This is a genomic window from Caulobacter sp. GW456-12-1-14-TSB4 (assembly GCF_059424195.1).
In genome coordinates this window covers 121,385-143,472 of record NZ_JBWKZF010000008.1, presented here as the reverse complement: position 1 = coordinate 143,472, position 22,088 = coordinate 121,385, and the positions used below count along the sequence as shown (strand labels likewise).

The window sequence follows — 22,088 nt, the reverse complement described above, 5'->3', positions numbered from 1 at the left end:
GTCCTAGATGAGCGACGCCGCCAAGAATGATGGGGGGATTCCCGCGCCGCCCAAGCGCTCGGCCTCGGCCCTGGCCTTCGACACCGCCCTCTGGGGCGGGGTCATCCTGCTGCTGATCCTCAGCTTCAAGCCGGCCGAGATCGACAAGTTCCCGCAGCTGTTCACCGACACCGAGCGGACCGGCAACTTCGCCAAGCTGTTCTTCAAGCCGTTCACCGATCCGGCGCTGTTCATGTCGATGGAGTGGGGCCTGTTCATCGGCAAGATGTGGCAGACCGTCCAGATGGCGCTGTGGGGCACGGCCCTGGCCATCATCGTGGCCATCCCGCTGGGCCTGCTGGGCGCGCGCAACATCGCCCCCGTCTGGATCCAGCAGCCGGTGCGCCGGATCCTGGACCTGATCCGTTCGGTGCCCGACCTGGTCGTGGCGCTGATCTTCATCACCGCCGTGGGCCTGGGGCCCTTCGCCGGCGTGATGTCGATCATGTTCAACACGGGCGGCGTGCTGGCCAAGCTGTTCGCCGAGGCCGTCGAGTCGATCGACAAGGGGCCGGTCGAGGGCGTGCGCGCCACCGGCGCGGTCAAGCTGCAGGAGATCGTCTGGGGGGTGATCCCGCAGGTGGCCCCGCTGTGGACCAGCTACGCGCTTTACCGCTTCGAGTCGTCGAGCCGCGCGGCCACGGTGCTGGGTATCATCGGCGCGGGCGGCATCGGCCAGATCCTGTTCGACTCGATCAACGCCTTCCAGTTCGACCAGACGGGCTGCATCGTGCTGGTCATCGTGGTCGCGGTGTCGCTGATCGACCTGCTGTCGCAGATCATCCGTACCCGTCTGCTGTAGGCGACGTCCCCATTTTGTGGCGGGCGCCCCCTGACGCGTGTGCTCGCCCGGGCGGACTGTTCCGTGTTCCCTCAGATTCCAAGACCGCGTCGGCGAGATGACGGCGCGCGGATCCGTGCATCCGTGCCTGGTTATCCTAGATCCCGGAAGCGGGGCCGGAGGTTTGGGCGCGCCGCGTCGAGATAATCACAACCATATAATTCTAGTGGTGATTAGAAAGCGAAGCGGTACCCGACGTGCGAACCGCAATCTTCAGTTGTTCGGCTATCGCCGTTCTCTGAAATGTTCCGGAAACACTTTGACACAAACCGGGATGCTTTTACGCACGGTGTCTGTGGCGCAAAATTATCACGTCGTAAAACGTACATATGGGTGTCACTGAAGCATCACTGCTGACGGCCTATCCCCCGGGCACCAACAAGGGGATACCTCTAGATGCGTAAATATCTCGAAGGGGCGGCCGTGATCGCCCTCGTGATGGCTACGGCTCAAGCCGCCTACGCCGCCGACACCGCCGCCGCTTCGGACAACACCTCGCTGGACCAAGTGGTCATCACCGCGACGAAGCGTGAGACCAACCTGCAGAACACGCCGATCGCCGTTTCGGTGCTGAGCGCCACGGCCATGGCCGACCGCCACGCCGAGAGCCTGATCAGCCTGATGGACGGCGCGATCCCCTCGCTGCGCGTCGCCACCTTCGAAGCCCGCCAGTCGGCCCTGACGGTCGGCATCCGCGGCATCGTCCCGTTCGACGCCAACCAGACCGCCCGCGACCAAGGCGTCGGCGTCTATATCGACGGCGTCTATCTGGGCCGCCAACAAGGCCTGAACGTCGCCCTGCTGGACCTGGAGCGCGTCGAAGTGCTGCGCGGCCCGCAAGGCACGCTGTTCGGCCGTAACACCGAAGGCGGCGCGGTCAGCATCGTCTCGAAGGGCCCGTCGGGCGTGGCCGGTGGCCGCATCGTCGCCGGCGTCGGCAACTACGGCGCCTACACCGCCGAGCTGCACCAGGACTTCGCGGAGTTCAACGGCCTGTCGATTAAGGTCGACGGCCTGCTGCAACACCAGGATCCGACCATCAAGAACCCGATGGCGGGCCAAGCCGGCTGGAACCAGTACGACCGCAAGGGCGGCCGCATCCAGGCGCTCTACAAGCCGAACGATAAGTTCAGCGCCCTGATCGCGATCGACTACGCCAAGGACGAGAACACCCCGTTCTTCAGCCAGCTGATCAACTACAACCCCTATGGCAAGCGCGTCCGCACCCTGGCTGAAGTCACGGCCTCGGCCAGCGCTCCGGCCGGCACGATCAACCCGCTGGCCCCGCTGGTGCAGATCCACACCAGCCGCCAGAAGGCCTCGGACATCGGCACCGTGCAACAGCCGAGCCTCGACGAGACCGGCGGCGCCATGATGACGCTGAAGTACAACGTCTCGCCGAACCTGCAGCTGCGCTCGATCACCGCGGCCCGCGCCGTCGGCACGAACCAGTGGGACAACTCGGGCGTCGAAGCCCGTAACGTCTTCGCCCCGAACGCCACGTTCGGCCGCTACAGCCTGTCGGACCTGTATCAGAACCAGTACAGCCAGGAATTCCAGGCTGTCGGCGACTTCGGCGACACCTTCCAGTACGTCGCTGGCCTGTACTACTTCAAGGAACACGCCAAGGAATCGGCCGCCACGCCGTTCACCAACCAGTGGAACGCCGACGGCACCGCCTACACCATCCGCTCGTCGGCCGGCACGTCGAAGGCCGCCGCCGGCACCGCCGGCTGGGAGCGCGGCACGCGCTTCCTGACGCGCGCCTCGGAAGCCGACGCCGAGAGCTACGCCATCTACGGCCAGGGCACCTACACCCCGGCGACGATGGAAAAGCTGCACCTGACGGTTGGCGGTCGCTACACGAAGGACAAGCGCGACGGCACGCTCTACATCGTCAACGGCAAGGCCACGAACTTCACCTTCACCTACGACAAGGGCCGCTTCGACCCGCTGGTGAACCTGGCCTATGACGCCGCCGAAGGCGTCAACCTGTACGCCAAGTACTCGACCGGCTACCGCGCCGGCGGCGCCAACGACCGTTCGCAGACCTTCCAGGCGTTCGACGCCGAAAAGGTCAAGGCGTACGAAATCGGCGCCAAGATGGACTTCCTCGACAACCGCGTCCGTCTGAACCTGGCCGCCTACGCCATGAACCGCGACGGCACCCAGATCGACTTCGACAACGTCGACACCACCCCCGGCAGCCCGACCCAAGGCGCGCACACCGAGGAAACCCGCAATGCGCCGGGCACCTCGAAGATCCGCGGCTTCGAAGCTGATCTGACCGCCCAGGTGACCAACCAGATCGTGGTCGGCGTCTCGTACGCCTACACCGACGTGAAGGTCCCGGCCGCGCCGTTCCCGTTCACCGGCAACGCCGACGTCCCGCAAGGCACGCCGTTCCCGGTCAACGTGGTCTACACGCCGCCGAACGCCGCCTCGGCCTATATCGACTTCAAGCAGCCGGTCGGCTCGATGACGTTCAAGGCTCACCTGGACGCCAACTACGCCGACGCCCAGTACTCGTTCCAGACCGAGTTCGCCGACGTCTCGCCGACCGGCAAGCTGGTCCAGAACGTCGCGGTCAAGGGTGACAGCAGCTTCATCGTCAACGGCAACCTGACCCTCGCCGACATCGCCATGGGCGACGCCGGTTCGGCCAGCCTGTCGCTGTGGTCGCGCAACCTGCTGAATGAATCGCACATCTACCGCATCTCGGCCGCCAACCGCGGCACGATCGGTGACTATGCGAACTTCAACCCGCCGCGCACCTACGGCATCGAGCTGCGCGTGAAGTACTAGGATCCAGCTTCTGGTCCTGAAATGACGGAGGGCGGCTCAGCGATGAGCCGCCCTTTTTCTTTGCGCCGATTTCCGTGCGCGAGACATCCGCCGGAAACCCTCTGCGTCCGGACTTTTCCCAAATCCGCGAACGTTAAATTTTGTTGCGATGGCGACACAGCATAACCGGTTGAAAACACTTGTCACTCGTTCGCAATACAACGTTCGCCGAACCGTCATATCCCGCGTGTTAAGCCCGCAAGTGTCCTGATCCCGTCCGAGTACGGGCGTGAGAGTCAGGGCCTTCAAGGGGATATCTCACATGAGCATCAAGACCTCGCTGGTCGCCGGTTCGGCGCTGGGCGTCGCGCTTGCTCTGAGCCTGGGCGTCGCGGCCCAAGCTCAGGATATGGCTTACAAGTGGAGCGGCGCGCCGCAGTTCTCTAACGACGACACGATGTTCAAGTTTCGGGGTCGCATCCTGGTCGACTACGTCAACCAGGACGTGAGCCGCGACGGTCCGGGCGGTGATTTCAAGACCAGCAACTGGCGCGGTCGCCAGGTGTTCCTGGGCGTCGAGGGCAAGCTGAACAACTACTTCGCCTACAAGGCCGAGGGCGGCTGGGTGAACGGCGGCGCGGCCTCGTGGGACGACGTCGTCATCGAATACAAGCCCAACGAACAGGTCTCCCTGCTGTTCGGGAACCTCAAGGCCGCCGGCCTGGAGAACCTGACCTCGACCCGCTTCATCACCTTCATGGACCGGGGTCCGTACGGTGACTTCGGCATCGACACCTATCTGCTGAGCGCGGTCGCCAAGTACCAGGGCTACAACTATTCAGCGACCTTGGCCGTCCAGGGCAACAGCATCAACACCGCCGACGTCGCCAACGCCGGCGCCGACAGCAAGGAGCGCTTCGGCGTCACCGCGCGCGGCCACTTCGCCCCGATCAACACCGACACCGACAAGCTGCACGTCGCCCTGTCGTACCGCTACCGCAACCGCGGCGACGAGAGCGCCTTCGCCTATACGGGCCGCACGACGACCGCCTACACCAACGGCACCACGTTCTACACCACGGGCGCCATCGGCAACCGCGACAAGACCCTGGCCGTCGAGGGCATGTACATCCATGGCCCGTTCTCGATCCAAGGCGAGTACTCGAACATCGACATCACCCGCACGGGCGGCGCGGCGGTCGGCAAGGACCCGAAGGCCAAGGTGGGCTACGCCTTCGTGTCGTTCTGGCCGACCGGCGAGATGCGCAACTACGATCCGGTCGCCGGCGAGATCAAGCGTCCCAAGATCCTGAACCCGGTCACGGCCGGCGGCATGGGCGGCATCGAGCTTGCCGTGCGCTACGACTACGCCGACCTGACCGACGCCTACGACACCCTGAACGTCAAACCGGCCGTCTCGCAGGCCGGCAAGTACACGGGCTGGACCGTCGGCCTGAACTACTACCCGGTCTCGTACGTCCGCTTCCAGGCCAACTACACCGACGGCAAGTCGGACAATATCGGCCTGAACCAGGACTACGACATCAAGCAGTTCCAGCTGCGCGCCCAGCTGGACTTCTAAGCCACGCCAAGTTTCCGGGCGGGCCGTGGCGGTCCGTCCGACCCTTTTGCTTCATCCCTAGGAACTCACCATGAAGAAGCTCCTGTCCTGCGCGGCCGCCGCCGTCGCCCTCTCGGGCCTGGCCGCCGCGCCCGCCCACGCCGCCCGCGACTATGTGTGGGCCGCCGGTTCGTCGACCGTGTTCCCGTTCGCCACCCGCACCGCCGAGAACTTCGCCAAGAAGTCGGGCAAGAAGGCTCCGAAGGTCGAAAGCCTCGGCACCGGCGGCGGCATCAAGCTGTTCTGCTCGGGCGCCGGCGAAGGCTTCCCCGACATCGCCAACGCCTCGCGCCCGATGAAGAAGGCCGAGTTCGACGCCTGCGCCGCCAAGGGCATCAAGGACATCATCCAGATCAAGGTCGGCTTCGACGGCATCGTCATCGCCACCGACAAGGACGGCGCCGACTACAACTTCAAGACCGAGAACCTGTACATGGGCCTGTCGAAGGTCGTGTATAAGAACGGTCAGTTCATCGCCAATCCGAACAAGACCTGGGACGACGTGGCCGGCGGCCTGCCGGGCAACCGCATCCAGGTCTACGGCCCGCCGCCGACCTCGGGCACCCGCGACGCCTTCGTCGAGCTGGCCATCGAGGCCGGCGCCCGCAAGTACCCGACCCTGGACGCCATCCGCTCGGACAACGAGAAGAAGTTCAAGGCCCAGGTCGATCCGCTGCGCAACGACGGCTGGATCGACGCCGGCGAGAACGACAACGCCATCGTCGGCACCCTGACCAAGACCCCGGGCTCGGTCGGCGTCTTCGGCTGGTCGTACCTCGAAGAGAACATGGACAAGATCAAGGGCGCGACCGTCAACGGCGTGAAGCCCTCGGCCCAGACCATCTCGGACGGCAGCTACCCGCTGTCGCGCACCCTCTTCATCTACGTGAAGAAGGCCAATATCGGCGTCACCCCGGGGCTGGAAGACTTCCTGAAGGAGTTCACCTCGGACGCCGCCACGGGCCGTGGCGGCTACCTGCAGGGCCGTGGCCTGATCCCGCTGCCTCCGGGCCAGCACGACGCTCAGAAGGGCGTCGTCGCCAACAAGACCGTGATGGCGCGTCCGGCTTCGTAATCGGAGCTTGGCAGCCGAAAGTGGCCGCCGGTTTCGGCGCCCGCCAAGCTCCAATGCTTAGAGGCAGAACCTGTTCGTGACGGACAGGTTCTGCGGCAGCCGACGTTTCAAAACGTGACGAACGCCGTGGTCCTATGGGCCACGGCGTTTTTCTTTGTATAGTGACGACTGCCGGGCCTCCCATATGCCCGCGCCGCGGTCGCCGTCCGGGCCCGCGTCCTTGACCCTGCAGGGCCATGATCCTCGTCGCGCTCGCCGTCGTCTTCCTCCTCGTTCTGTTGAACGGGGTCTTCTCCATGTCCGAACTGGCCGTCGTCTCGGCCCGCAAGGCCCGCCTGCAAGGCTTCGCCGAGCGGGGCGACAGGGGGGCCAAGCTGGCCCTCGACATGGCCGAGCACCCGACGCGGTTCCTGTCGGCCGTCCAGGTCGGCATCACCCTGATCGGCATCTTCGCCGGCGCCTACGGCCAGGCCACCATCGCCAGCGCGCTCGATGCGTGGGTCGAGACCAGCATCCCGGCCCTGGCCAAATATTCCGAGGCCATCGCCACCACCATCGTGGTCATCGGCCTGACCTATGTCTCGGTGATCCTGGGCGAGTTGGTGCCCAAGCGCCTGGCCCTGATGTTCCCGGACGTCATCGCCCGCCGCATGTCGCCGTTCCTGGCCATCGTCGCCACGGTGCTGCGCCCGTTCGTGACCCTGCTGACCGTCTCCACCGCCGCCGTGCTGAAGCTGATGGGCGTGCGCGACGAGCGCAACAGCGGCATCACCTCCGAAGAGGTCGAGACCGTCCTGGCCGAAGGCGCCGACGCCGGCCTGATCGAGCCGGAGGAGCGGGCGATGATCAACGAGGTGTTGCGCCTGGGCGACCGCCCCGTCCGCGTGGCCATGACCCCGCGCCGCGACCTCTTCTGGGTGTCGCTGGCCGACACGCCCGAACAGGTGCTGACCGAGATCCGCGCCAGCGCCCACTCGCGCATCCTGGTCGCCACCGAGGACGACCTCGACGGCGACATCGGCGTCGTCCTCAAGAAGGACCTGCTGGACGCCTGCCTGTCGAACGAGCCCCTCGACCTGAAGGCCCACGTCCAGCAGCCGGTCGCCATCCCCGAGACCATGTCGCTGCTGAAGGCCCTGGCGGTGTTCAAGCAGACCAGCCTGCACATGGCCCTGGTGGTCGACGAGTTCGGCTCGCTGCAGGGGGCGATCACGCCGCTGGACCTGCTGGAGATGATCGCCGGCGACTTCCCGGAAGATCACGACGACGACGAGAAGCGCTTCATCCGCCGCGAGGACGGAAGCTGGCTGATCGACGCCCGCCTCGACATCCAGGAACTGAACGATCACCTGGGCGAGAACTTCGAGGCTGACGGCGGCTACCACACCGTGGCCGGCCTGATCCTCGATCGCCTGGGCCGCATCCCGGAAGAGGGCGAGCACGTCGCCATCGGCGCCTTCGACATGGAGATCGTCGACATGGACGGCTCGCGGATCGACAAGGTGATCCTCAAGCCCTGCAAGCCCAAGCGCGGCGGGCAGGAGGGGTAGGTCGGCCGGCCGACCGCCTTCCCCGGAGTACAGTATGCTTTTCCGTCACGTCATGGCGCTGGCCGCCACGCTGATCGCCCTTGCCGTGTCCGCGCCGGCCAACGCCCTTGAGTACGGCTTCAAGGACCTCATCCAGGGCCCGGGCGCGCCCCGCGCCGGGGCGGCCGATCCGGACGTCATCGTCGTGATCTATGCTGACTACAACTGCGGCTACTGCAAGCGCATGGAGCCGGTGCTGGCCAACGCCCTGAAGGCCGACCGCCGCCTGGCCGTGGTCCACAAGGAATGGCCGATCTTCGGCGAGGTGTCCGAGCACGCGGCCCGCGTGGCGCTGGCGGCGACCTATCAGGGCCGCTACGACGCGGTGCACCGGGCCTTCATGCTCTCGCCCACGCGGCTGAGCGACAGGGACATGATCGACACGGTCGCCAAGCAAGCCGGCGTCGACTGGAGCAAGCTCACCAGCGACCTGAAGGCCCACGGCGCCGACATCGACGCCATCCTGCTGCGCAACGAACGCGAGGCCGCCCTGCTGAGACTGCAAGGCACGCCGGGCCTGGTGATCAACGGCTACGTGATCCGCAGCGCCTTGACGGAAGAGCAGCTGAAGGACCTGGTCGAGAAGATCCGCACGGTGAAACCGCCGGCGGCTTAGGCGGGAGGTCTCGGGGCGTCGCTGGTTCCACCATGCCGCCGCGCGAAGTCGATGAAGGCCTTGAACGCGGCGGTCGGGTTGCGCCGGCTCGGATAGTAGAGACTCAAGGGCGCCAGGGTGGGCGTCCAATCCTCAAGCACGCGCACAAGGCGGCCCGCCTCGATGTCGTCCCGTACGTCGGACTCCATCGCCAGGGTCAGACCGACGGAAGCGAGGGCCGCCGTGCGCGCCAGGCTCGCTTCGTCGAGGGTGATGGCCCCCTCGACGTCGATATGGACCGATTGCCCATCCTTCTCGAACGGCCAGCGATAGATCGCGCCATTGGGAAGCCGGACGCGGAAACAGGAATGCTTGTTGAGGTCCTGAGGGATCATGGGCGTCCCGTGCGCCTCCAAATAGCGCGGTGAGCCCACCACGACATTGCGCCGCGCGCCTCCCAACGGGAGGGCGATCATGTCGACCGGCACGAGGTCGGCGCTACGGACGCCGAGGTCGAAGCCGCCCGCGACAATATCCACCAGCCGCCCCTCCGTGACGATGTCGATATGGACCTGAGGGTGCGCGCGCAGGAACGGCAGGACCAGCCAGGAGAAGATCTCCCGCGCGGCTGTCGGGAAGGCGTTGATGCGCAGGGTGCCCGAAGGCGTCGCCTGTTGAGAGCGCGCGGCGTCCATCGCCTCGTGGATGTCCCGGACGGCCGGCGCTACTTGCTCGACGAATTGCTGGCCTGCCTCCGTCAAGGAGACGCTGCGCGTCGTCCGATTGAAAAGCCGTACGCCCAGCGTGCGCTCCAGCTTTCCCACCGCGTTGCTGAGCGCGGTCGTTGAAACCCCGAGCTCAAGCGCGGCCGTGCGGAACTTGCCTCGGCGGGCGACCATGAGAACGGCGTCCAGTTCCGTCAGGCTGCTTTCCATTATTGTCCCGATTTTCGTGACGAAACGTTCCGAATTGTCCTGATTATCGCGAGGATTGTCCACCGCTACCTTGATTGGCAAGCGCACTTCCCAGCCGTCCTGGCTGCGCGTGCAGCAAGGAGGACAGAAACAATGTCGCTCGACCTTCCATCCCCGATCGCCGCTTATGTGGCCGCGAATGCACGGCTCGACGTGGACGGCATGCTGAAGCCGTTCGCGGCCGACACCGTCGTCACGGACAATGGCGCGGTCTTTAGCGGGCATGCCGAACTGAGGCGCCTGTTCGAGGAAGAGGTGGTCCCCGTGAAGGCGATCTTCATGCCGGATACCGCCCGGCGCGAAGACGGTCAGGTCGTCGTCGAGGGCCCCGCCCATGGCGATTTCAAGGGCAGCCCGATCCGCTTCACCTACCGCTTCACGCTCGAGAATGACGCCATCAAGGCCCTGGAGATCACGGCATGACCTTCAAGGCTGATCCGACCGAATTCGCCGGCAAGCGCGTGCTCATCAGCGGCGGCACCAAGGGCTTGGGCCGCGCTACCGTCGAGCGCTTCCTGGCCGGCGGCGCCCGGGTGATCACCGCCGCCCGCGGAAACCTGGAACCCATGGACGGCGTCGAGTTCGTCCAGGCGGACCTGACGACGGCGCAGGGCGGGGAGAGCTTCGCCAAGGCGGCGCTCGAGCGTCTGGGCGGGATCGACATCCTCGCCCACGTCATGGGCGGCTCGACCACACCGGGCGGCGGTTTCGTCGCCCTGACGGACGATTACTGGCTGTCCGAGCTGAATCTGAACCTTCTGGCCGCGGTGCGTCTCGATCGCCTGCTGATCCCGCAGATGATCGAGCGAGGCTCAGGCGCCGTGGTGCACGTCACCTCGATCCAGTCGGTCCTGCCCCTGCCGGAGGCGACCACGGCCTACGCCGCCGCCAAGGCCGCGCTCAGGACCTACAGCAAGTCGATCTCCAAGGAGCTGGGTCCCAAGGGCGTGCGGGTCAACGTCGTCTCTCCTGGCTGGATCATGACCGAGTCGACCGGGGTGTTCCTCAAGCGTCTGCAGGACGCCAATGGCGGAACGATCGAGGATGCGCGCCAGCTCGTCCTGCGGGGCCTCGGCGGCATTTCGATCGGTCGCGGGGCCGAACCCTTCGAGGTCGCCGATGTCATCGCCTATCTGGCCTCGGATCGCGCCGCCTCTGTTCACGGCGCGGAATTCGTCGTGGACGGCGGGACGGTGCCGACCGTCTGATCACGGGGAAGCGTCCAATCCCTCTCCCCTTGCGGGAGAGGGACGATAAGGCCGCCGTTGCGAACCTCGGTCGCCCGGTGCGATACCGGAGCGACCAGGAGTTGCTCATGACCCAAGACCCCGTGAAGGGACCGGCGTCCTATTTCCCGTCGATCGAGAAGAAATACGGACAGCCGATCGGCCACTGGCAACAGATCGTGCGTGACGGCTATCCCGCCAAGCACATGGCGTTGGTCGCGCTTCTGAAGGACCAGCACGGCATGGGCCATGGCCACGCCAATGCGGTGGTCGCGCACACGCTGGCGCAGGATGGGCTGAAGTAGGGCCCCTTGCTCGCGCCTCTCAAGCTCCTGCTCCCCGCGCTGATCCCGTCGTGGAACTTCTTCGACGTGATCGCGCCGGCGCCGCGCGTCGAATACGCCCTGCTGGCCTCGCCGGGGGATGCGACCGGGACCTGGCGGGAGTTCCGGCCACGGCCGCGGCACGTCTCGATCGCGACCCTGCTGACCCGCCTGGTCTGGAACCCGCACTGGAGCCAGACCCTGTTCGTGATGAGCTGCGCCGAGCGCCTGGCCGAGGACCGCACGCCGGAACACAGCGAGGCCGAGCTCTTCAAGCGCATCGCCGCCGACCTGGCCGCCGGGTCCCAGGACCCCGCGCGGCCGTGGCTGTGCTTCCGCCTGATCTTCGTCAGTCGCGACGCCGAGGAGATCCTGTTCCAGCCCGCGCCCCGGCTGTTCAAGGACATCGACGTCCGATGAGTCTAGAGGCCGCCGCCCGCCTGACCGAAATCCTGTTGGCGCTCGCTTTGATCCAGCAGAGCCTGGAGCACCTGCGCGGCTTCCGCGACGAGCGGATGCTGTTCGGCGCCCGGATCGCGCTGTGTGTCCTGGTGGTCGCGGGCCTCGCCGCGCCCTGGCCGCTGGTCGGGCTGGCGGGGCTGTCGCTGCTGATCCTGCACCGTTTCCAGGGACCCTATAACGGCGGCAGCGACCGCATGGGCCTGCTGGCGCTGTGGTGCCTGGTCGCCGCGCGCCTGCTGCCGACCCCGGCGCTAAAGGAACTGCCGTTCGGCTATCTCGGGGCGCAGCTGATGCTCAGCTACTTCATCTCCGGCGGGGTGAAGATCGTGAACCCCGACTGGCGCTCGGGCCGGGCGTTGCGGGACGTCTTCCAGTTCTCGGCCTATCCGGTCTCGCAAGGCCTGCGCCGCTTCGCCGAGCGGCCGCGCCTGCTGGTGGCCATGTCCTGGGCGGTGATGGGCTTCGAACTGGCCTTCCCGCTGACCCTGCTGTGGCAGCCGGCCCTGATCGCCGGCCTCGTGGTCGCGGCGGCCTTCCACCTGGCCAATGCGTGCCTGTTCGGCCTCAACCGCTTCTTCTGGACCTGGCTGGCGACCTACCCGGCCATCCTGTGGCTGCAGGGCAGGGTGTTCTAGGCCGCCGTCTTCTTCCGCAGTCGCGCCAGGCGCCGCAGTCGCCGCCAGAACCGCGTCTTCTCCGGCTCCGGATAGGGCTGCAGGTTGCGGAAGAACTCCTCGGCGCAGGCGCGCCACGAGAACTTCTCGGCGAACTTGCGGACCACGGTGCGGTCGAGGTCGAGGCAGGCCAGGCATGCCTCCTTCAGCCCGTCCGTCTGGCCGGGGGCCAGCACGCCGGCGTTGGAGCCGGGGATGATGTCCACCGGGCCCGGGGCCGAGAACGCCGCCACCGGCACGCCGGCGGCCATGGCCTCCAGGATCACCAGGCCGAAGGTGTCGGTCAGGGACGGGAAGCAGAACACGTCCGCCCCGCCGAAGTAGCGGGCCAGCTCGTCGCCGAACTTGGCGCCCAGGAACTTCACCTCGGGATACTTCTCGGCCAGCTCTTCCAGCTGGGGACCCGCGCCGATGACGACCCGGGTGCCGGGCAGGTCCAGGCTGGCGAAGGCCTCGATGTTCTTCTCGACGGCCACCCGGCCGACATTGAGGAAGATCGGGCGCGGCAGGCCCTCGAACGGGTCGGGATCGCCCGGCTCGCGCGGCTTGAAGATGTCGGTGTCGACGCCCCGCGACCAGGGCGACAGGTTGCGGAAGCCGTGCTTGGCCAGCTCGTCGCGCATGGTCGGCGTGGCCACCATCAGCCGGCCCGACGGCTTGTGGAACCAGCGCATGTAGGTGTAGCCGGCCGCCAGCGGCAGCGGCAGGCGGGCCGAGACATATTCCGGGAACTTGGTGTGGTAGCTGGTCGTGAACGGCAGCTTCCACTCCAGGCAGATGCGGCGCGCGGCCAGACCGATCGGCCCCTCGGTGGCGATGTGGATCGCCTCGGGCTCGAACTGCTTGAACCGCTCCTGCACCGGCTCGTACGCGCCGATCGCCAGCTTGATCTCGGGATAGGTCGGCAGCGGGAAGGTCGGGAACTGTTCGGGGCTGACGACGTCGACCTCGTGGCCAAGGGCGCGCAGTTCCTCGGTCACCCGGCTCAGGGTGCGAACCACCCCGTTGACTTGAGGTTCCCAGGCGTCGGTAGCAAGCAGGATTCTCATCAGGCGGCGGCGGGCTCCGGCAACGTCTCTTCGGCGCCTTCAGCGGTCTGCGGGGTGAGCGAACGGGCGCGATCGATCACCGACCACGAGCGCAGCTTGGCCCATTCCAGGATCTCGAGATGGCCGTCGGCGTGCTCGGCCAGGGCCGTGCAGCTTTCGACCCAGTCGCCGTCGTTGATGTAGCGGATGCCGTCGATGTCGCGCATCTCGGCCTTGTGGATGTGACCACAGATCACGCCGTCCACCCCCCGACGCCGAGCTTCATCGGCCACGGCGGCCTCGAAGTTCTCGATGAAATGCAACGCGTTCTTCACCTTGACCTTCAGATAGGCCGAGAGACTCCAGTAGCCGAACCCCAGGCGACGCCGCAGGCGATTCACCACAGTGTTCAGCATGAGGATGGTTCTATAGGACCAATCCCCGAGGAAGGCGAGCCACTTGGCGTGCTGCACGACGCCGTCGAACTCGTCGCCGTGCACGACCAGGTAGCGCTTGCCGTCGGCCGCCTCGTGGATCACGTCGCGCGCCACGATCACCCCGCCGAAGTGCACGCCGCAGAAGTCGCGGATGCGGTCATCGTGGTTGCCTGGGACGTAGATGACCTCGGTGCCCTTGCGGGCCATGCGCAGGATCTTCTGGACCACGTCGTTGTGGGCCTGGGGCCAGTACCAGCCGCTGCGCAGCTTCCAGCCGTCGATGATGTCGCCGACCAGATAGAGCTTGTCGCACTCGATGTGGCGGATGAAGTCCAGCAGCAGCTCGGCCTGACACCCTCGGGTGCCCAGGTGCAGATCGCTGATGAAGACGGAACGGTAGCGGCGAACGGCGACGTCGGCGCTCATGGTCAACCCCCGTTGAAGCGCCGCAAATCGTTCAGTCCCCGGATCGGAACGATGGCGGCCAACGGCTGGCGATTAAGCTGATTGCGTGTCGCTTTGATGAAATGGCGGTGCGGCGGATTTACCCGTTGTTAAGGCGCCGCTTACCGTTCAGCCGCTTCCAACTGCCCGAGAACTGAACAGTTTCGACGCAAACGTCAAAATTCTGGACGGATAAGCAATCCCTTTCGCGGCTTGGGGTTCCTCCGCTGTTGCGGTGCAGCATCGCGGGCACTAGATCAGCCCCATGGACGCCGCCCGCCTCGCCAAGGACACGCCGAAATCCCAGAAGACCCGCGCGCGGATTCTGGACCAGGCGATGCGCCTGATCGCCGAGATCGGCTACCACGCCGCCACCAACCCGGTGATCGCCGACGCCGCGGGCCTGACCCGCGGGGCGATGCTCTACCATTTCCCGACCCGCGAGGCCCTGGTCGAGGCCGCCGTGGCCCACATCCAGGCCGAGCGCTCGACCCTGTTCCGCGCCGCCGCCGAGAACCTGCCCGCCGGCGCCGACGTCACCGAGCACGCGATCGACAGCTACTGGGACCTGCTGCACTCGACGCCCTTCCAGGCCTTCGGCGAGCTCGAGGACGCCGGCCGCACCGACCCGGCCATCCACGCCCTCCTCGCGCCGGCGCAAGCCGAGTTCGACCGCGCCCAGGCCGGCGACCACTTCCTGAAGATCCTCCACGCCGGCGCGGGTCCGAGGTTCCAGGCCAGCCGCGACCTCGCGCGGTTCATGCTGGAGGGCCTGGCCCGCACGACCCTGACCTATGACAAGGACGGCCGGAAGGAGCGCCTGCTGATGCTGATCAAGCGGGCCACGCACATGCTGAACCGCAAGGGCGATGTGCAGGATTTGTGGCCGGAGTAGGGGGTATCGTTCAGGAGCAGCCAGAACGCAGACTTGGTTTGATGTCTGCCTAAGGCGCTGACTTAGCGACGGACGAGGCGGTACCTCCAATATATCGGCGCTTTGACTCGCGGAAAAGTAATGGTTTAGCTTGTCGCTCTCGGATGGGGTGATGAGATGGTGCGAAGCGCGACCGCGAGGCGGGCGTCTATGAATGTGGACGATGTTCGGGTTCTTAACGTTGTCGACCTTCTAGTCGACGAAGACAACTTTCGGATGGAGCCCAATCCTGATCAACCCGCAGCGCTCAAGGCCATGGTCCGCCGACAGGGCAAAAAGCTGATCGCTCTCGCGCAGAGCTTGTTGAGTGAGCGACCTAGCCGTGGCGAATTCATTTGGGTCGCACCGGACGCGAGGCCCGAAAACAAGGGTAAGTTCATCGTCTGCGAAGGGAATCGTCGGATTACGGCAATCAAGGTTCTCAATGAACCGGCCCTAGCTGACGGCACAAGTTGGGCCAGCGCGTTTCGCGAATTGGGTAAGGAGTTCCGGAAGAATCCGATCCGGCAGGTGCGGGCCATCCTGTACACATCGATCAATGAGGCGAGACCTGACGTCTATCGTAGGCATACGAATGAACAGGATGGCGCTGGCCTTGAGGATTGGGACCCGTTTGCGCAGGACAGGGCGAACAAGTTTCAAGATAAACGGCGAACGCTCTCGATGGTCGTCTTGGAACATCTCTCGCCGATCAGCGCGGAAGTATATGCCGAACAACTTGGATTGCGAGACCGCACAACGAACGCGGATCGTCTTCTAAGCACTTTTTCCAAGAATTATGCCCGGAAATTCGGAATCAAACTTACTGGGGTTGCGCCCTATCGCTTGGAGCTCGGCCTCAATCCCGAGACATCTATTGAGGTCTTGAAGCAAATTCTCAGCGCATCAGCCGTCTCAGTTGATGCCATCAAGAGCGAGCAGCTTCGCAACACCCTGCTGACCTCATTGCTAGCCAAGTTCGAGGGCGAGCAAACTGAGCGAGATGAGAATAGCGGGGCTAATGACGAACAAGGTGGTGCTTCTAATACGGGTAACCGCGACTCCGATGGTGACGAACGCGGCAGCGGAAGTGGCTCCGATCGTGGCGGTGGCGGTGGCGGTTCCGGAGAGGACTCTGACGCGGACAGAGGTGATCCCAATCGCGGCGAGAGCAGTGACGGCAAAAGCGACGAGAAGGGTGGTAGGCATCCCAAGCGCGATCCGTTGAGTCGGGCCACGCTGGCGCCCGCCGATCGAGCGAATACGCTCCATGTCTCTGGCCCTCGTCTCACGGGGCTTTACCGAGAGTGTCGAGAGATCCTCGTTGACGAACGACCGAACGCATCCGCGATGCTTCTGCGCGTCTTCCTTGAGCTCTCGTGCGAAGCGTTCCTGATCCACGAAGGGATTCGGCTACCAAGTGGGCGCGCTCACTGGAGTGACTACGGCATTAATCTCGACACGAAGATTAGGAAGGTTCTCAACGTTGTGGACGCTGAGAGCCGTGATCGCGATCTTGTAGATGCCCGAAACGGGCTTTCGGAGGATACGGGCCAGAGCCATTCGATCCGTTCGCTCCATCGAGCAATGCACGATCTCAATCAAGTGCTAGACCCGCGTCAGATAAAACTTAATTGGCAGCGTTGGCATCCGCTCCTGATGAAAATCCACGACAAAATTCGCGGTTGAGCCCCTGGCCAGCACGACCCTTTTGCCCCTAGTGTGCCGCCGTTGGAGAGGGCCATGCAGTTCAATACGCCTCTTAGATATCCCGGCGGCAAGGCTCGTCTATCGCAGTATGTGATTGATTTGCTTAAGCTGAACGAACTGACGGGTGGGCACTACGCGGAGCCCTATGCAGGGGGGGCCGCTATCGGCCTAACGCTCCTCTACCTTGAGTATGTCAGCCATGTTCACCTCAACGACTTGAACCGCTCAGTATACGCCTTTTGGCGATCTGTTCTCGATCAGCCAGACGAGCTGTGCGCCCTGATCGAGGAGCGTCCGATCACCCTCGAAGAGCGCCTGCTTCAAAAGGCCGTGCAGCGAGATTCCAGCGCCTCAACTTTGGCGCTTGGGTTTTCGACCTTCTTTCTCAATCGTACTAACCGTTCCGGCATTCTTGCAGGAGGCGTGATTGGGGGTAACGCTCAGACGAGCGAGTGGAAGATCGATGCGAGATACAACAAGGATGATTTGATCCAGCGGATCTTGCAGGTCGCCGAGTACGGCTCGCGTATTAGCCTTACAAATCTGGATGCGGCGGCATTCATTCAGCAAAGGCTCCCAAGCCTTCCAGCACGCACCCTTGTCTATCTAGATCCGCCTTACTACACAAAAGGTAAGAAGCTATATCAGAACCACTATAAGCACGACGACCACGCAGCGATCGCGGAACTCGTCAGTCAGATTGAGCAAAAATGGATCATATCGTACGATAATGTTGATCCTATCACTGATCTATATAGGGGCTATGAGCGCGAGAACTTTGCGCTCAGTTGGTCTGCTCGCAGTCGATATGAAGGGTCTGAGGTGATGATCTTCGGGCCAAACGTCAGGCGCCCCGAAAAGGTTGAAACCTGGCGAGGCATCGCCGCTTAGCGCCGAGCCTTTCTCGGTTGCGTCTGGGCGTCCTCTGCGCCCCTTTCGAACTTCCCTAGTGAAGTCACGCCCGACGCCCCAGCGTCGGGTGCCCTCCTTAAATCTCTTGGAGGCTGCAGCGTGCAGGGCTGTCCAGGTCAGTCAAGGACCGCCTCCGGCGGCCGCGTGGCGGCGACGCGGAGCGTCGTCCTTGAGTGACCTGGACAGCCCTGCGATCGTCTCGCCGTGAGATTTAAGATGGGCGCTCTTCCGGGGCGGAAGGCTTCTCGCTGATCTAAACAATCCCGTCATCCCGCGCTTTATGCGCGGGACCCATTTGTCCGCCGCAGGGGCGGTGCGGGCCTGGGCTCTCACCTGGAAGCTGAACGATGGGTCCCGCGCATAAAGCGCGGGATGACGGTTGGGGGGGCGGCGGGGCCGGCAGGTTTGCCGGAGAGGGTGTAACCCCTCACCCTCCCGCGCTTTGCGCGGGTCCCTCCCTCTCCCTGTGGGAGAGGGTGACTACGGGGATACAGCGGGCTGGGTCCTCGGAATTGGCGAGATCGAACCTCGCGAAATCAACCGCTTGTCGATTTTACGCGACCCTGGATGATCCGCGTTCAGCGCCGGCCCATACTCTTCCTCACCCGATGGCTTGGAAGGGACGTCCGGCCGGCGATCGTGACGGCTGTCGGGGGTGGTCGAGCGGGAAGCGCTCGTCGGTGCGGGGGAAACCCCACAACTGCATCCCTCTGGCGGCGGTCGGCCCTGGAACACAGAAACGACGTGGGATGTCGGGCCGATGACGCAGCAGGCAGGCGCTGAAATCGCGTCTGCGGTCCGGACGGGATGGCCAATCCCTCCGCCCGTCGAAGGCCTCTTCCGGAGCGGGTCAACACCCCGCGCCCCGGAGGCTTTCGGACAACGGCCGCGCGGAGCGTCTGGCTTCGTCGAAACGGTCTCTACTTACTCATCCTCCGGACGCTGTCCGGCGCTCCGCGTCCCTTTCCATCCCTCCCTTCAGCGGCCCGGCCGCGTGAAGCGGCGCCGCCGCGCGCGCGGTGTCAGGCCGGGCAGATCGGCAGGGCGGTGGTGAACTTGATCTGCTCCATCGCGAAGCTGGACGAGACGTCGGTCAGCGGGGCGGTGGCGATCAGGCGCTTGTAGAAGCGGTCATAGGCGGCGATGTCGCGGACCACGACCTTGAGCAGGTAATCGACCTCGCCGCTCATCCGGTAGAACTCGACGACCTCGGGCAGGGCCTTGGCGCCGGCGGCGAAGGTGGTCAGCCAGTCCTCGTCGTGGCGGCCGGTCTTCACCGCCACGAAGACGGTCAGGTTGAGGTCCAGGGCCTCGCGGTCCAGCAGGGCGACGCGGGCCATGATGACGCCGGCGTCCTGCAGGCGCTTGACGCGCTTCCAGCAGGGGGTCTGGGACAGGCCGACCCGCTCGGCCAGCTCGGCGATGGCGACGGTGGCGTCCTCCTGCAGGATGGCCAGCAGGCGGCGGTCGATCTGATCGAGATCAATCATCTCGCGATCCCACGATTGAGAGAATGGAATTCTCCTTAGCCCGCGAATGGTAACCTTTCAAACCATGTCTTTCTTCGAATCCTCGCCATCCTAGGAGGCTCGGACAATCAAGCTGGGCAGCACCGATGGACCTCTCCTTCACGCGTCATCCCAAGTCGGTCGGCGAAAGCTATGGCGAGCACATGGGCGTGGCCTGGAGCTTCGGCTTCACCCTGCTGGGCGCGGGCCTGGCCTGCATCGTCCACGGCATCCTGCCGTTCGCCTTCGAGAAGACCGGCAGCCAGACGGTGCGCCGGCTGAACGAGCGGCTGTCGAACCGCTGCGCCCTGGCCCAGTCGCATCAGGCCGACGCGCACTTCCCGACCCAGGACACCGTCCGGGGATGACCGCCGCCGCCCTTCGGGTGAATGCGGGCAAGCTGGGTCCCGGCCTCGCCGCCGGTCTGCTGCTGGCCGTCCTGGCCAAGCTGCTGGCGACGAACCTGCACGCCCCCGCGCCGCTGGTCGCGGTGATCCTGGGCATGATGCTCGGTGCGCTGGGCCTGCAGGCCCAGCTGGGCGCGGGTCTCGACCTCTTCGCCAAGCCCGGCCTGCGGCTGGGCGTGGCCATGATGGGCGCCCAGATCAGCTGGAGCGAATTCGCCGCCTTGGGCGGTCCGGCCATCGTCGCCAGCGGCGCCGTCGTGCTGGGCGGCTTGGGCATCGGGGCGCTGGCCGGGACCGCCCTGGGCCTGCCGTTCGCCGAGGCCCTGATCGCCGCCGCCGCCTGCTCGATCTGCGGCGCTTCGGCGGCGCTGGCGGCCTCGCAGGCCGCGCCGGCCAGCCCAGCCAACCAGCGCACGACGGCCCTCGTGATCGTCGGGGTCAACCTGCTCTCGACCGTGGCCATGCTGGCCTATCCGCCTCTGGCCAAAGCGCTGGGCCTGACCGCCCACCAGGCCGGCGTGTTCTTCGGCCTCTCCATCCACGATGTCGCCCAGGTGGCCGGGGCGGGGGCCTCGGTCTCGCCCGAGACGGCCAGCACCGCCGCGCTCGCCAAGCTGGCCCGCATCGTCTGGCTGGGCCCGGCGGTCATCCTGATCGGCCTGATGCTGACCCGCTCCAAGGAGGGCGGCGTCGTTGGCGGCCTGAAGGCCCCGCCGCTTTTCGTTTTAGGCTTTGCGGCTCTCGCCGCAGCGCGCGGGCTGGGACTGATCCCGCCGGCGCTGGTGACGACCATGGCGACCTGCTCCAGCTTCCTGCTGCTGGCCGGCGTCGGGGCCATCTCGGCCAAGCTCGGCCCCAAGGCCTTGCTCGAGGTCAAGCCGAGGCTGGCCATCATGCTGGTGACGGTCACCGTGGCCGTCGCGGTCCTGGCCTACGCCCTGACGAGGATTTTCTTCTAGGATCAAGGCTTGGCGGGGAACGAAACCCACTCCATGGTCCGCTCCAAGAGTCGGAGGGACCCTAAAGTGAGCTTCTGGACGCGTCGCAAGTCGATCGACACCATCACCGCTGGCCACGCGGACAGCCATCAACTGAAGAAGACCCTGAGCTGGTACCACCTGGTGGCCCTGGGCGTCGGGGCCATCGTCGGCACCGGCATCTACACCCTGACCGGCGTCGGGGCGGGCCTGGCCGGGCCGGGCGTGATCCTGTCGTTCCTGATCGCCGGGGCGGTCTGCGCCTGCGCCGCCCTGTGCTACGCCGAGCTGTCGACCCTGATGCCGGCGGCGGGCAGCGCCTACACCTACAGCTACGCGGCGATGGGCGAGCCGGTCGCCTGGTTCGTCGGCTGGAGCCTGATCCTCGAATACACCCTGGTCTGCGCGGCGGTCGCCGTCGGCTGGTCGGCCCACGCCCACGGCCTGTTCAAGATGGCGGGCTTCCCCGACGCTTTGCTGGCCGGCCCGCATGCCGGCGGGATCGTCAACCTGCCGGCCGTGATCATCTCGATGGCGGTGGCGGGCCTGCTGGCGCTGGGCACCCGCGAGAGCGCCACGGTCAACATGATCCTCGTCTTCGTGAAGATCATCGCGCTCGTTATCTTCGTGGCCCTGTGCCTGCCGGCGTTCGACGCCAGCCACTTCACGCCGTTCATGCCCAACGGCTTCTCGGCCCACGTGCCCGCCGGAGGCGGGGCGGACCAAGCCAAGATCGGCGTCATGGCCGCCGCCAGCCTGATCTTCTTCGCCTTCTACGGCTTCGACGCGGTGTCGACCGCAGCCGAGGAAACCAAGAACCCCAAGCGCGACCTGACCATCGGCATCGTCGGCTCGATGGCCGCCTGCACGGCCATCTACATGATCGTCGCCGCCGCCTCGATCGGCGCCTCGCGCACCGAAGTGTTCTCCAAGAGCGAGGCCCCGCTGGTCTTCATCCTGGAGAGCCTGCAGCACGGCAAGATGGCCCAGCTGGTGGCCCTGGCCGCCGTCGTCGCCCTGCCGACCGTGATCCTGGCCTTCATGTACGGCCAGAGCCGGATCTTCTTCGTCATGGCTCGCGATGGCCTGCTGCCGCGCGCCCTGTCGAAGGTCAACGCCAAGACCGGCACGCCGGTGGTCATGACCCTGCTGACCGGCGCCCTGTCGGCGGTGCTGTCGGGCTTCCTGTCGCTGAAGGACATCGCGGAGCTGGCCAATGCCGGCACCCTGGCGGCGTTCATCGCCGTGGGCCTGTCGGTGATCGTGCTGCGTCGTCGCGAGCCCAGCCGTCCGCGGGTGTTCTCGACCCCGGCCTGGCAGATCGTGGCCCCGGCCGGCATCCTGGGGTGCCTGTATCTCTTCTACAGCCTGCCGGCCAAGACCCAGCTCTACTTCCTGTTCGCCCACATCATCGGCGCGGTCGTCTACTTCGCCTACGGCATGCACAAGAGCGTGCTGGCGCAGGCTGAGAAGGCCCAAGGGTAAGGCTTCCATTCTTGAGGGCCATCGCTACAGTCTGCGTCAAAACAAGCGTTTGACGCAGGGAGTT

21 protein-coding genes and 1 pseudogene are annotated in these 22,088 nt (G+C 65.5%); 17 read left to right on the top strand and 5 right to left on the bottom strand.

The features are described 5' to 3' along the window. The first annotated feature begins 7 nt into the window (after nucleotides 1–7). The 6 genes from phnE (at nucleotide 8) to AC07YH_RS10085 (ending at nucleotide 8,565) form a co-directional block, all read left to right on the top strand. The gene (phnE, locus tag AC07YH_RS10110; RefSeq protein ID WP_494746868.1) at nucleotides 8–841 is read left to right on the top strand and encodes a phosphonate ABC transporter, permease protein PhnE; all 834 of its coding nucleotides are present in this window, start codon (nucleotides 8–10) and stop codon (nucleotides 839–841) included. A 435-nt stretch (nucleotides 842–1,276) separates the two neighbouring features. Next, a complete protein-coding gene (locus AC07YH_RS10105; RefSeq protein ID WP_494746867.1) occupies nucleotides 1,277–3,685 on the top strand; it encodes a TonB-dependent receptor in 2,409 nt (802 codons plus the stop codon). 301 nt (nucleotides 3,686–3,986) lie between these two features. Then, nucleotides 3,987–5,246, top strand: coding sequence for an OprO/OprP family phosphate-selective porin (locus tag AC07YH_RS10100; protein WP_494746866.1), 1,260 nt, complete (start codon nucleotides 3,987–3,989; stop codon nucleotides 5,244–5,246). A gap of 70 nt (nucleotides 5,247–5,316) precedes the next feature. Continuing rightward, nucleotides 5,317–6,360 (top strand): substrate-binding domain-containing protein, encoded by a 1,044-nt coding sequence (locus tag AC07YH_RS10095; protein ID WP_494746865.1) that lies wholly within the window; start codon nucleotides 5,317–5,319, stop codon nucleotides 6,358–6,360. 236 nt (nucleotides 6,361–6,596) lie between these two features. Continuing rightward, entirely contained in the window at nucleotides 6,597–7,910 is a 1,314-nt protein-coding gene (locus AC07YH_RS10090; RefSeq protein WP_494746864.1) for a hemolysin family protein, read from the top strand. A gap of 34 nt (nucleotides 7,911–7,944) precedes the next feature. Further along, entirely contained in the window at nucleotides 7,945–8,565 is a 621-nt protein-coding gene (locus tag AC07YH_RS10085; RefSeq protein ID WP_494746863.1) for a DsbA family protein, read from the top strand. On the opposite strand, the gene AC07YH_RS10080 is transcribed toward AC07YH_RS10085, so the two are convergent. Beyond that, entirely contained in the window at nucleotides 8,562–9,560 is a 999-nt protein-coding gene (locus tag AC07YH_RS10080; protein WP_494746862.1) for a LysR family transcriptional regulator, read from the bottom strand. The two genes, AC07YH_RS10085 and AC07YH_RS10080, sit on opposite strands and share 4 nt — an antisense overlap. 51 nt (nucleotides 9,561–9,611) lie before the next feature. On the opposite strand from AC07YH_RS10080, the gene AC07YH_RS10075 reads away from it, so the two are divergent. From AC07YH_RS10075 to AC07YH_RS10055, 5 genes are all read left to right on the top strand, one after another. Beyond that, nucleotides 9,612–9,941 carry a nuclear transport factor 2 family protein gene (locus tag AC07YH_RS10075; protein ID WP_494746861.1) on the top strand — a complete coding sequence of 110 codons (330 nt, stop codon included), beginning with the start codon at nucleotides 9,612–9,614 and terminating at the stop codon, nucleotides 9,939–9,941. Beyond that, nucleotides 9,938–10,726 (top strand): SDR family oxidoreductase, encoded by a 789-nt coding sequence (locus AC07YH_RS10070; protein ID WP_494746860.1) that lies wholly within the window; start codon nucleotides 9,938–9,940, stop codon nucleotides 10,724–10,726. The genes AC07YH_RS10075 and AC07YH_RS10070 overlap by 4 nt, the downstream gene beginning before the upstream one ends. A gap of 107 nt (nucleotides 10,727–10,833) precedes the next feature. Continuing rightward, nucleotides 10,834–11,049: a DUF4287 domain-containing protein gene (locus AC07YH_RS10065; RefSeq protein WP_494746859.1), complete on the top strand. Its 216-nt coding sequence runs from the start codon at nucleotides 10,834–10,836 to the stop codon at nucleotides 11,047–11,049. A gap of 6 nt (nucleotides 11,050–11,055) precedes the next feature. After that, on the top strand, nucleotides 11,056–11,487 hold the full coding sequence (locus tag AC07YH_RS10060) for a hypothetical protein (RefSeq protein WP_494746858.1): 432 nt from the start codon (nucleotides 11,056–11,058) through the stop codon (nucleotides 11,485–11,487). Continuing rightward, nucleotides 11,484–12,164 carry an HTTM domain-containing protein gene (locus AC07YH_RS10055; RefSeq protein WP_494746857.1) on the top strand — a complete coding sequence of 227 codons (681 nt, stop codon included), beginning with the start codon at nucleotides 11,484–11,486 and terminating at the stop codon, nucleotides 12,162–12,164. The genes AC07YH_RS10060 and AC07YH_RS10055 overlap by 4 nt, the downstream gene beginning before the upstream one ends. On the opposite strand, the gene AC07YH_RS10050 is transcribed toward AC07YH_RS10055, so the two are convergent. Together AC07YH_RS10050 and AC07YH_RS10045 are read right to left on the bottom strand one after the other, a co-directional pair. After that, a complete protein-coding gene (locus tag AC07YH_RS10050) occupies nucleotides 12,161–13,252 on the bottom strand; it encodes a glycosyltransferase family 4 protein (RefSeq protein ID WP_494746856.1) in 1,092 nt (363 codons plus the stop codon). The two genes, AC07YH_RS10055 and AC07YH_RS10050, sit on opposite strands and share 4 nt — an antisense overlap. Next, a complete protein-coding gene (locus AC07YH_RS10045; protein ID WP_494746855.1) occupies nucleotides 13,252–14,094 on the bottom strand; it encodes a UDP-2,3-diacylglucosamine diphosphatase in 843 nt (280 codons plus the stop codon). Before AC07YH_RS10045 ends, AC07YH_RS10050 begins: the two co-directional genes overlap by 1 nt. A gap of 283 nt (nucleotides 14,095–14,377) precedes the next feature. Here AC07YH_RS10045 and AC07YH_RS10040 point away from each other — a divergent pair, with 283 nt between their 5' ends. The 3 genes from AC07YH_RS10040 (at nucleotide 14,378) to AC07YH_RS10030 (ending at nucleotide 17,626) form a co-directional block, all read left to right on the top strand. Next, nucleotides 14,378–15,007, top strand: coding sequence for a TetR/AcrR family transcriptional regulator (locus AC07YH_RS10040; RefSeq protein ID WP_494618911.1), 630 nt, complete (start codon nucleotides 14,378–14,380; stop codon nucleotides 15,005–15,007). Between the two features lie 189 nt (nucleotides 15,008–15,196). Further along, on the top strand, nucleotides 15,197–16,714 hold the full coding sequence (locus AC07YH_RS10035; protein ID WP_494746854.1) for a hypothetical protein: 1,518 nt from the start codon (nucleotides 15,197–15,199) through the stop codon (nucleotides 16,712–16,714). A gap of 54 nt (nucleotides 16,715–16,768) precedes the next feature. Next, nucleotides 16,769–17,626 (top strand): DNA adenine methylase, encoded by an 858-nt coding sequence (locus tag AC07YH_RS10030; RefSeq protein ID WP_494746853.1) that lies wholly within the window; start codon nucleotides 16,769–16,771, stop codon nucleotides 17,624–17,626. A gap of 286 nt (nucleotides 17,627–17,912) precedes the next feature. On the opposite strand, the pseudogene AC07YH_RS10025 reads toward AC07YH_RS10030, so the two are convergent. Both AC07YH_RS10025 and AC07YH_RS10020 read right to left on the bottom strand, forming a co-directional pair. Continuing rightward, nucleotides 17,913–17,996, bottom strand: a pseudogene (locus AC07YH_RS10025) (hypothetical protein); the annotation flags it as partial. Between the two features lie 673 nt (nucleotides 17,997–18,669). Then, nucleotides 18,670–19,137, bottom strand: a complete 468-nt coding sequence (locus AC07YH_RS10020; RefSeq protein WP_494618909.1) for an Lrp/AsnC family transcriptional regulator — start codon at nucleotides 19,135–19,137, stop codon at nucleotides 18,670–18,672. A gap of 125 nt (nucleotides 19,138–19,262) precedes the next feature. Here AC07YH_RS10020 and AC07YH_RS10015 point away from each other — a divergent pair, with 125 nt between their 5' ends. Genes AC07YH_RS10015 through AC07YH_RS10005 form a run of 3 tightly spaced genes read left to right on the top strand, consistent with a single transcriptional unit; the run spans nucleotide 19,263 to nucleotide 22,024 of the window. After that, nucleotides 19,263–19,523 carry a DUF6356 family protein gene (locus AC07YH_RS10015; protein ID WP_494746852.1) on the top strand — a complete coding sequence of 87 codons (261 nt, stop codon included), beginning with the start codon at nucleotides 19,263–19,265 and terminating at the stop codon, nucleotides 19,521–19,523. After that, entirely contained in the window at nucleotides 19,520–20,521 is a 1,002-nt protein-coding gene (locus tag AC07YH_RS10010) for a putative sulfate exporter family transporter (RefSeq protein WP_494746851.1), read from the top strand. Before AC07YH_RS10015 ends, AC07YH_RS10010 begins: the two co-directional genes overlap by 4 nt. A 33-nt stretch (nucleotides 20,522–20,554) precedes the next feature. Next, the gene (locus AC07YH_RS10005; RefSeq protein WP_494746850.1) at nucleotides 20,555–22,024 is read left to right on the top strand and encodes an amino acid permease; all 1,470 of its coding nucleotides are present in this window, start codon (nucleotides 20,555–20,557) and stop codon (nucleotides 22,022–22,024) included. Nucleotides 22,025–22,088: the final 64 nt, after the last annotated feature.

What these genes read in the sequence shown, in the direction of transcription:
- phnE (WP_494746868.1), top strand. Translation starts at nt 8, where the DNA reads ATGAGCGACGCCGCCAAGAATGATGGGGGGATTCCCGCGCCGCCCAAG.
- AC07YH_RS10105 (WP_494746867.1), top strand. Translation starts at nt 1,277, where the DNA reads ATGCGTAAATATCTCGAAGGGGCGGCCGTGATCGCCCTCGTGATGGCT.
- AC07YH_RS10100 (WP_494746866.1), top strand. Translation starts at nt 3,987, where the DNA reads ATGAGCATCAAGACCTCGCTGGTCGCCGGTTCGGCGCTGGGCGTCGCG.
- AC07YH_RS10095 (WP_494746865.1), top strand. Translation starts at nt 5,317, where the DNA reads ATGAAGAAGCTCCTGTCCTGCGCGGCCGCCGCCGTCGCCCTCTCGGGC.
- AC07YH_RS10090 (WP_494746864.1), top strand. Translation starts at nt 6,597, where the DNA reads ATGATCCTCGTCGCGCTCGCCGTCGTCTTCCTCCTCGTTCTGTTGAAC.
- AC07YH_RS10085 (WP_494746863.1), top strand. Translation starts at nt 7,945, where the DNA reads ATGCTTTTCCGTCACGTCATGGCGCTGGCCGCCACGCTGATCGCCCTT.
- AC07YH_RS10075 (WP_494746861.1), top strand. Translation starts at nt 9,612, where the DNA reads ATGTCGCTCGACCTTCCATCCCCGATCGCCGCTTATGTGGCCGCGAAT.
- AC07YH_RS10070 (WP_494746860.1), top strand. Translation starts at nt 9,938, where the DNA reads ATGACCTTCAAGGCTGATCCGACCGAATTCGCCGGCAAGCGCGTGCTC.
- AC07YH_RS10065 (WP_494746859.1), top strand. Translation starts at nt 10,834, where the DNA reads ATGACCCAAGACCCCGTGAAGGGACCGGCGTCCTATTTCCCGTCGATC.
- AC07YH_RS10055 (WP_494746857.1), top strand. Translation starts at nt 11,484, where the DNA reads ATGAGTCTAGAGGCCGCCGCCCGCCTGACCGAAATCCTGTTGGCGCTC.
- AC07YH_RS10050 (WP_494746856.1), bottom strand. Translation starts at nt 13,252, where the DNA reads ATGAGAATCCTGCTTGCTACCGACGCCTGGGAACCTCAAGTCAACGGG.
- AC07YH_RS10045 (WP_494746855.1), bottom strand. Translation starts at nt 14,094, where the DNA reads ATGAGCGCCGACGTCGCCGTTCGCCGCTACCGTTCCGTCTTCATCAGC.
- AC07YH_RS10040 (WP_494618911.1), top strand. Translation starts at nt 14,378, where the DNA reads ATGGACGCCGCCCGCCTCGCCAAGGACACGCCGAAATCCCAGAAGACC.
- AC07YH_RS10035 (WP_494746854.1), top strand. Translation starts at nt 15,197, where the DNA reads ATGAATGTGGACGATGTTCGGGTTCTTAACGTTGTCGACCTTCTAGTC.
- AC07YH_RS10030 (WP_494746853.1), top strand. Translation starts at nt 16,769, where the DNA reads ATGCAGTTCAATACGCCTCTTAGATATCCCGGCGGCAAGGCTCGTCTA.
- AC07YH_RS10020 (WP_494618909.1), bottom strand. Translation starts at nt 19,137, where the DNA reads ATGATTGATCTCGATCAGATCGACCGCCGCCTGCTGGCCATCCTGCAG.
- AC07YH_RS10015 (WP_494746852.1), top strand. Translation starts at nt 19,263, where the DNA reads ATGGACCTCTCCTTCACGCGTCATCCCAAGTCGGTCGGCGAAAGCTAT.
- AC07YH_RS10010 (WP_494746851.1), top strand. Translation starts at nt 19,520, where the DNA reads ATGACCGCCGCCGCCCTTCGGGTGAATGCGGGCAAGCTGGGTCCCGGC.
- AC07YH_RS10005 (WP_494746850.1), top strand. Translation starts at nt 20,555, where the DNA reads ATGGTCCGCTCCAAGAGTCGGAGGGACCCTAAAGTGAGCTTCTGGACG.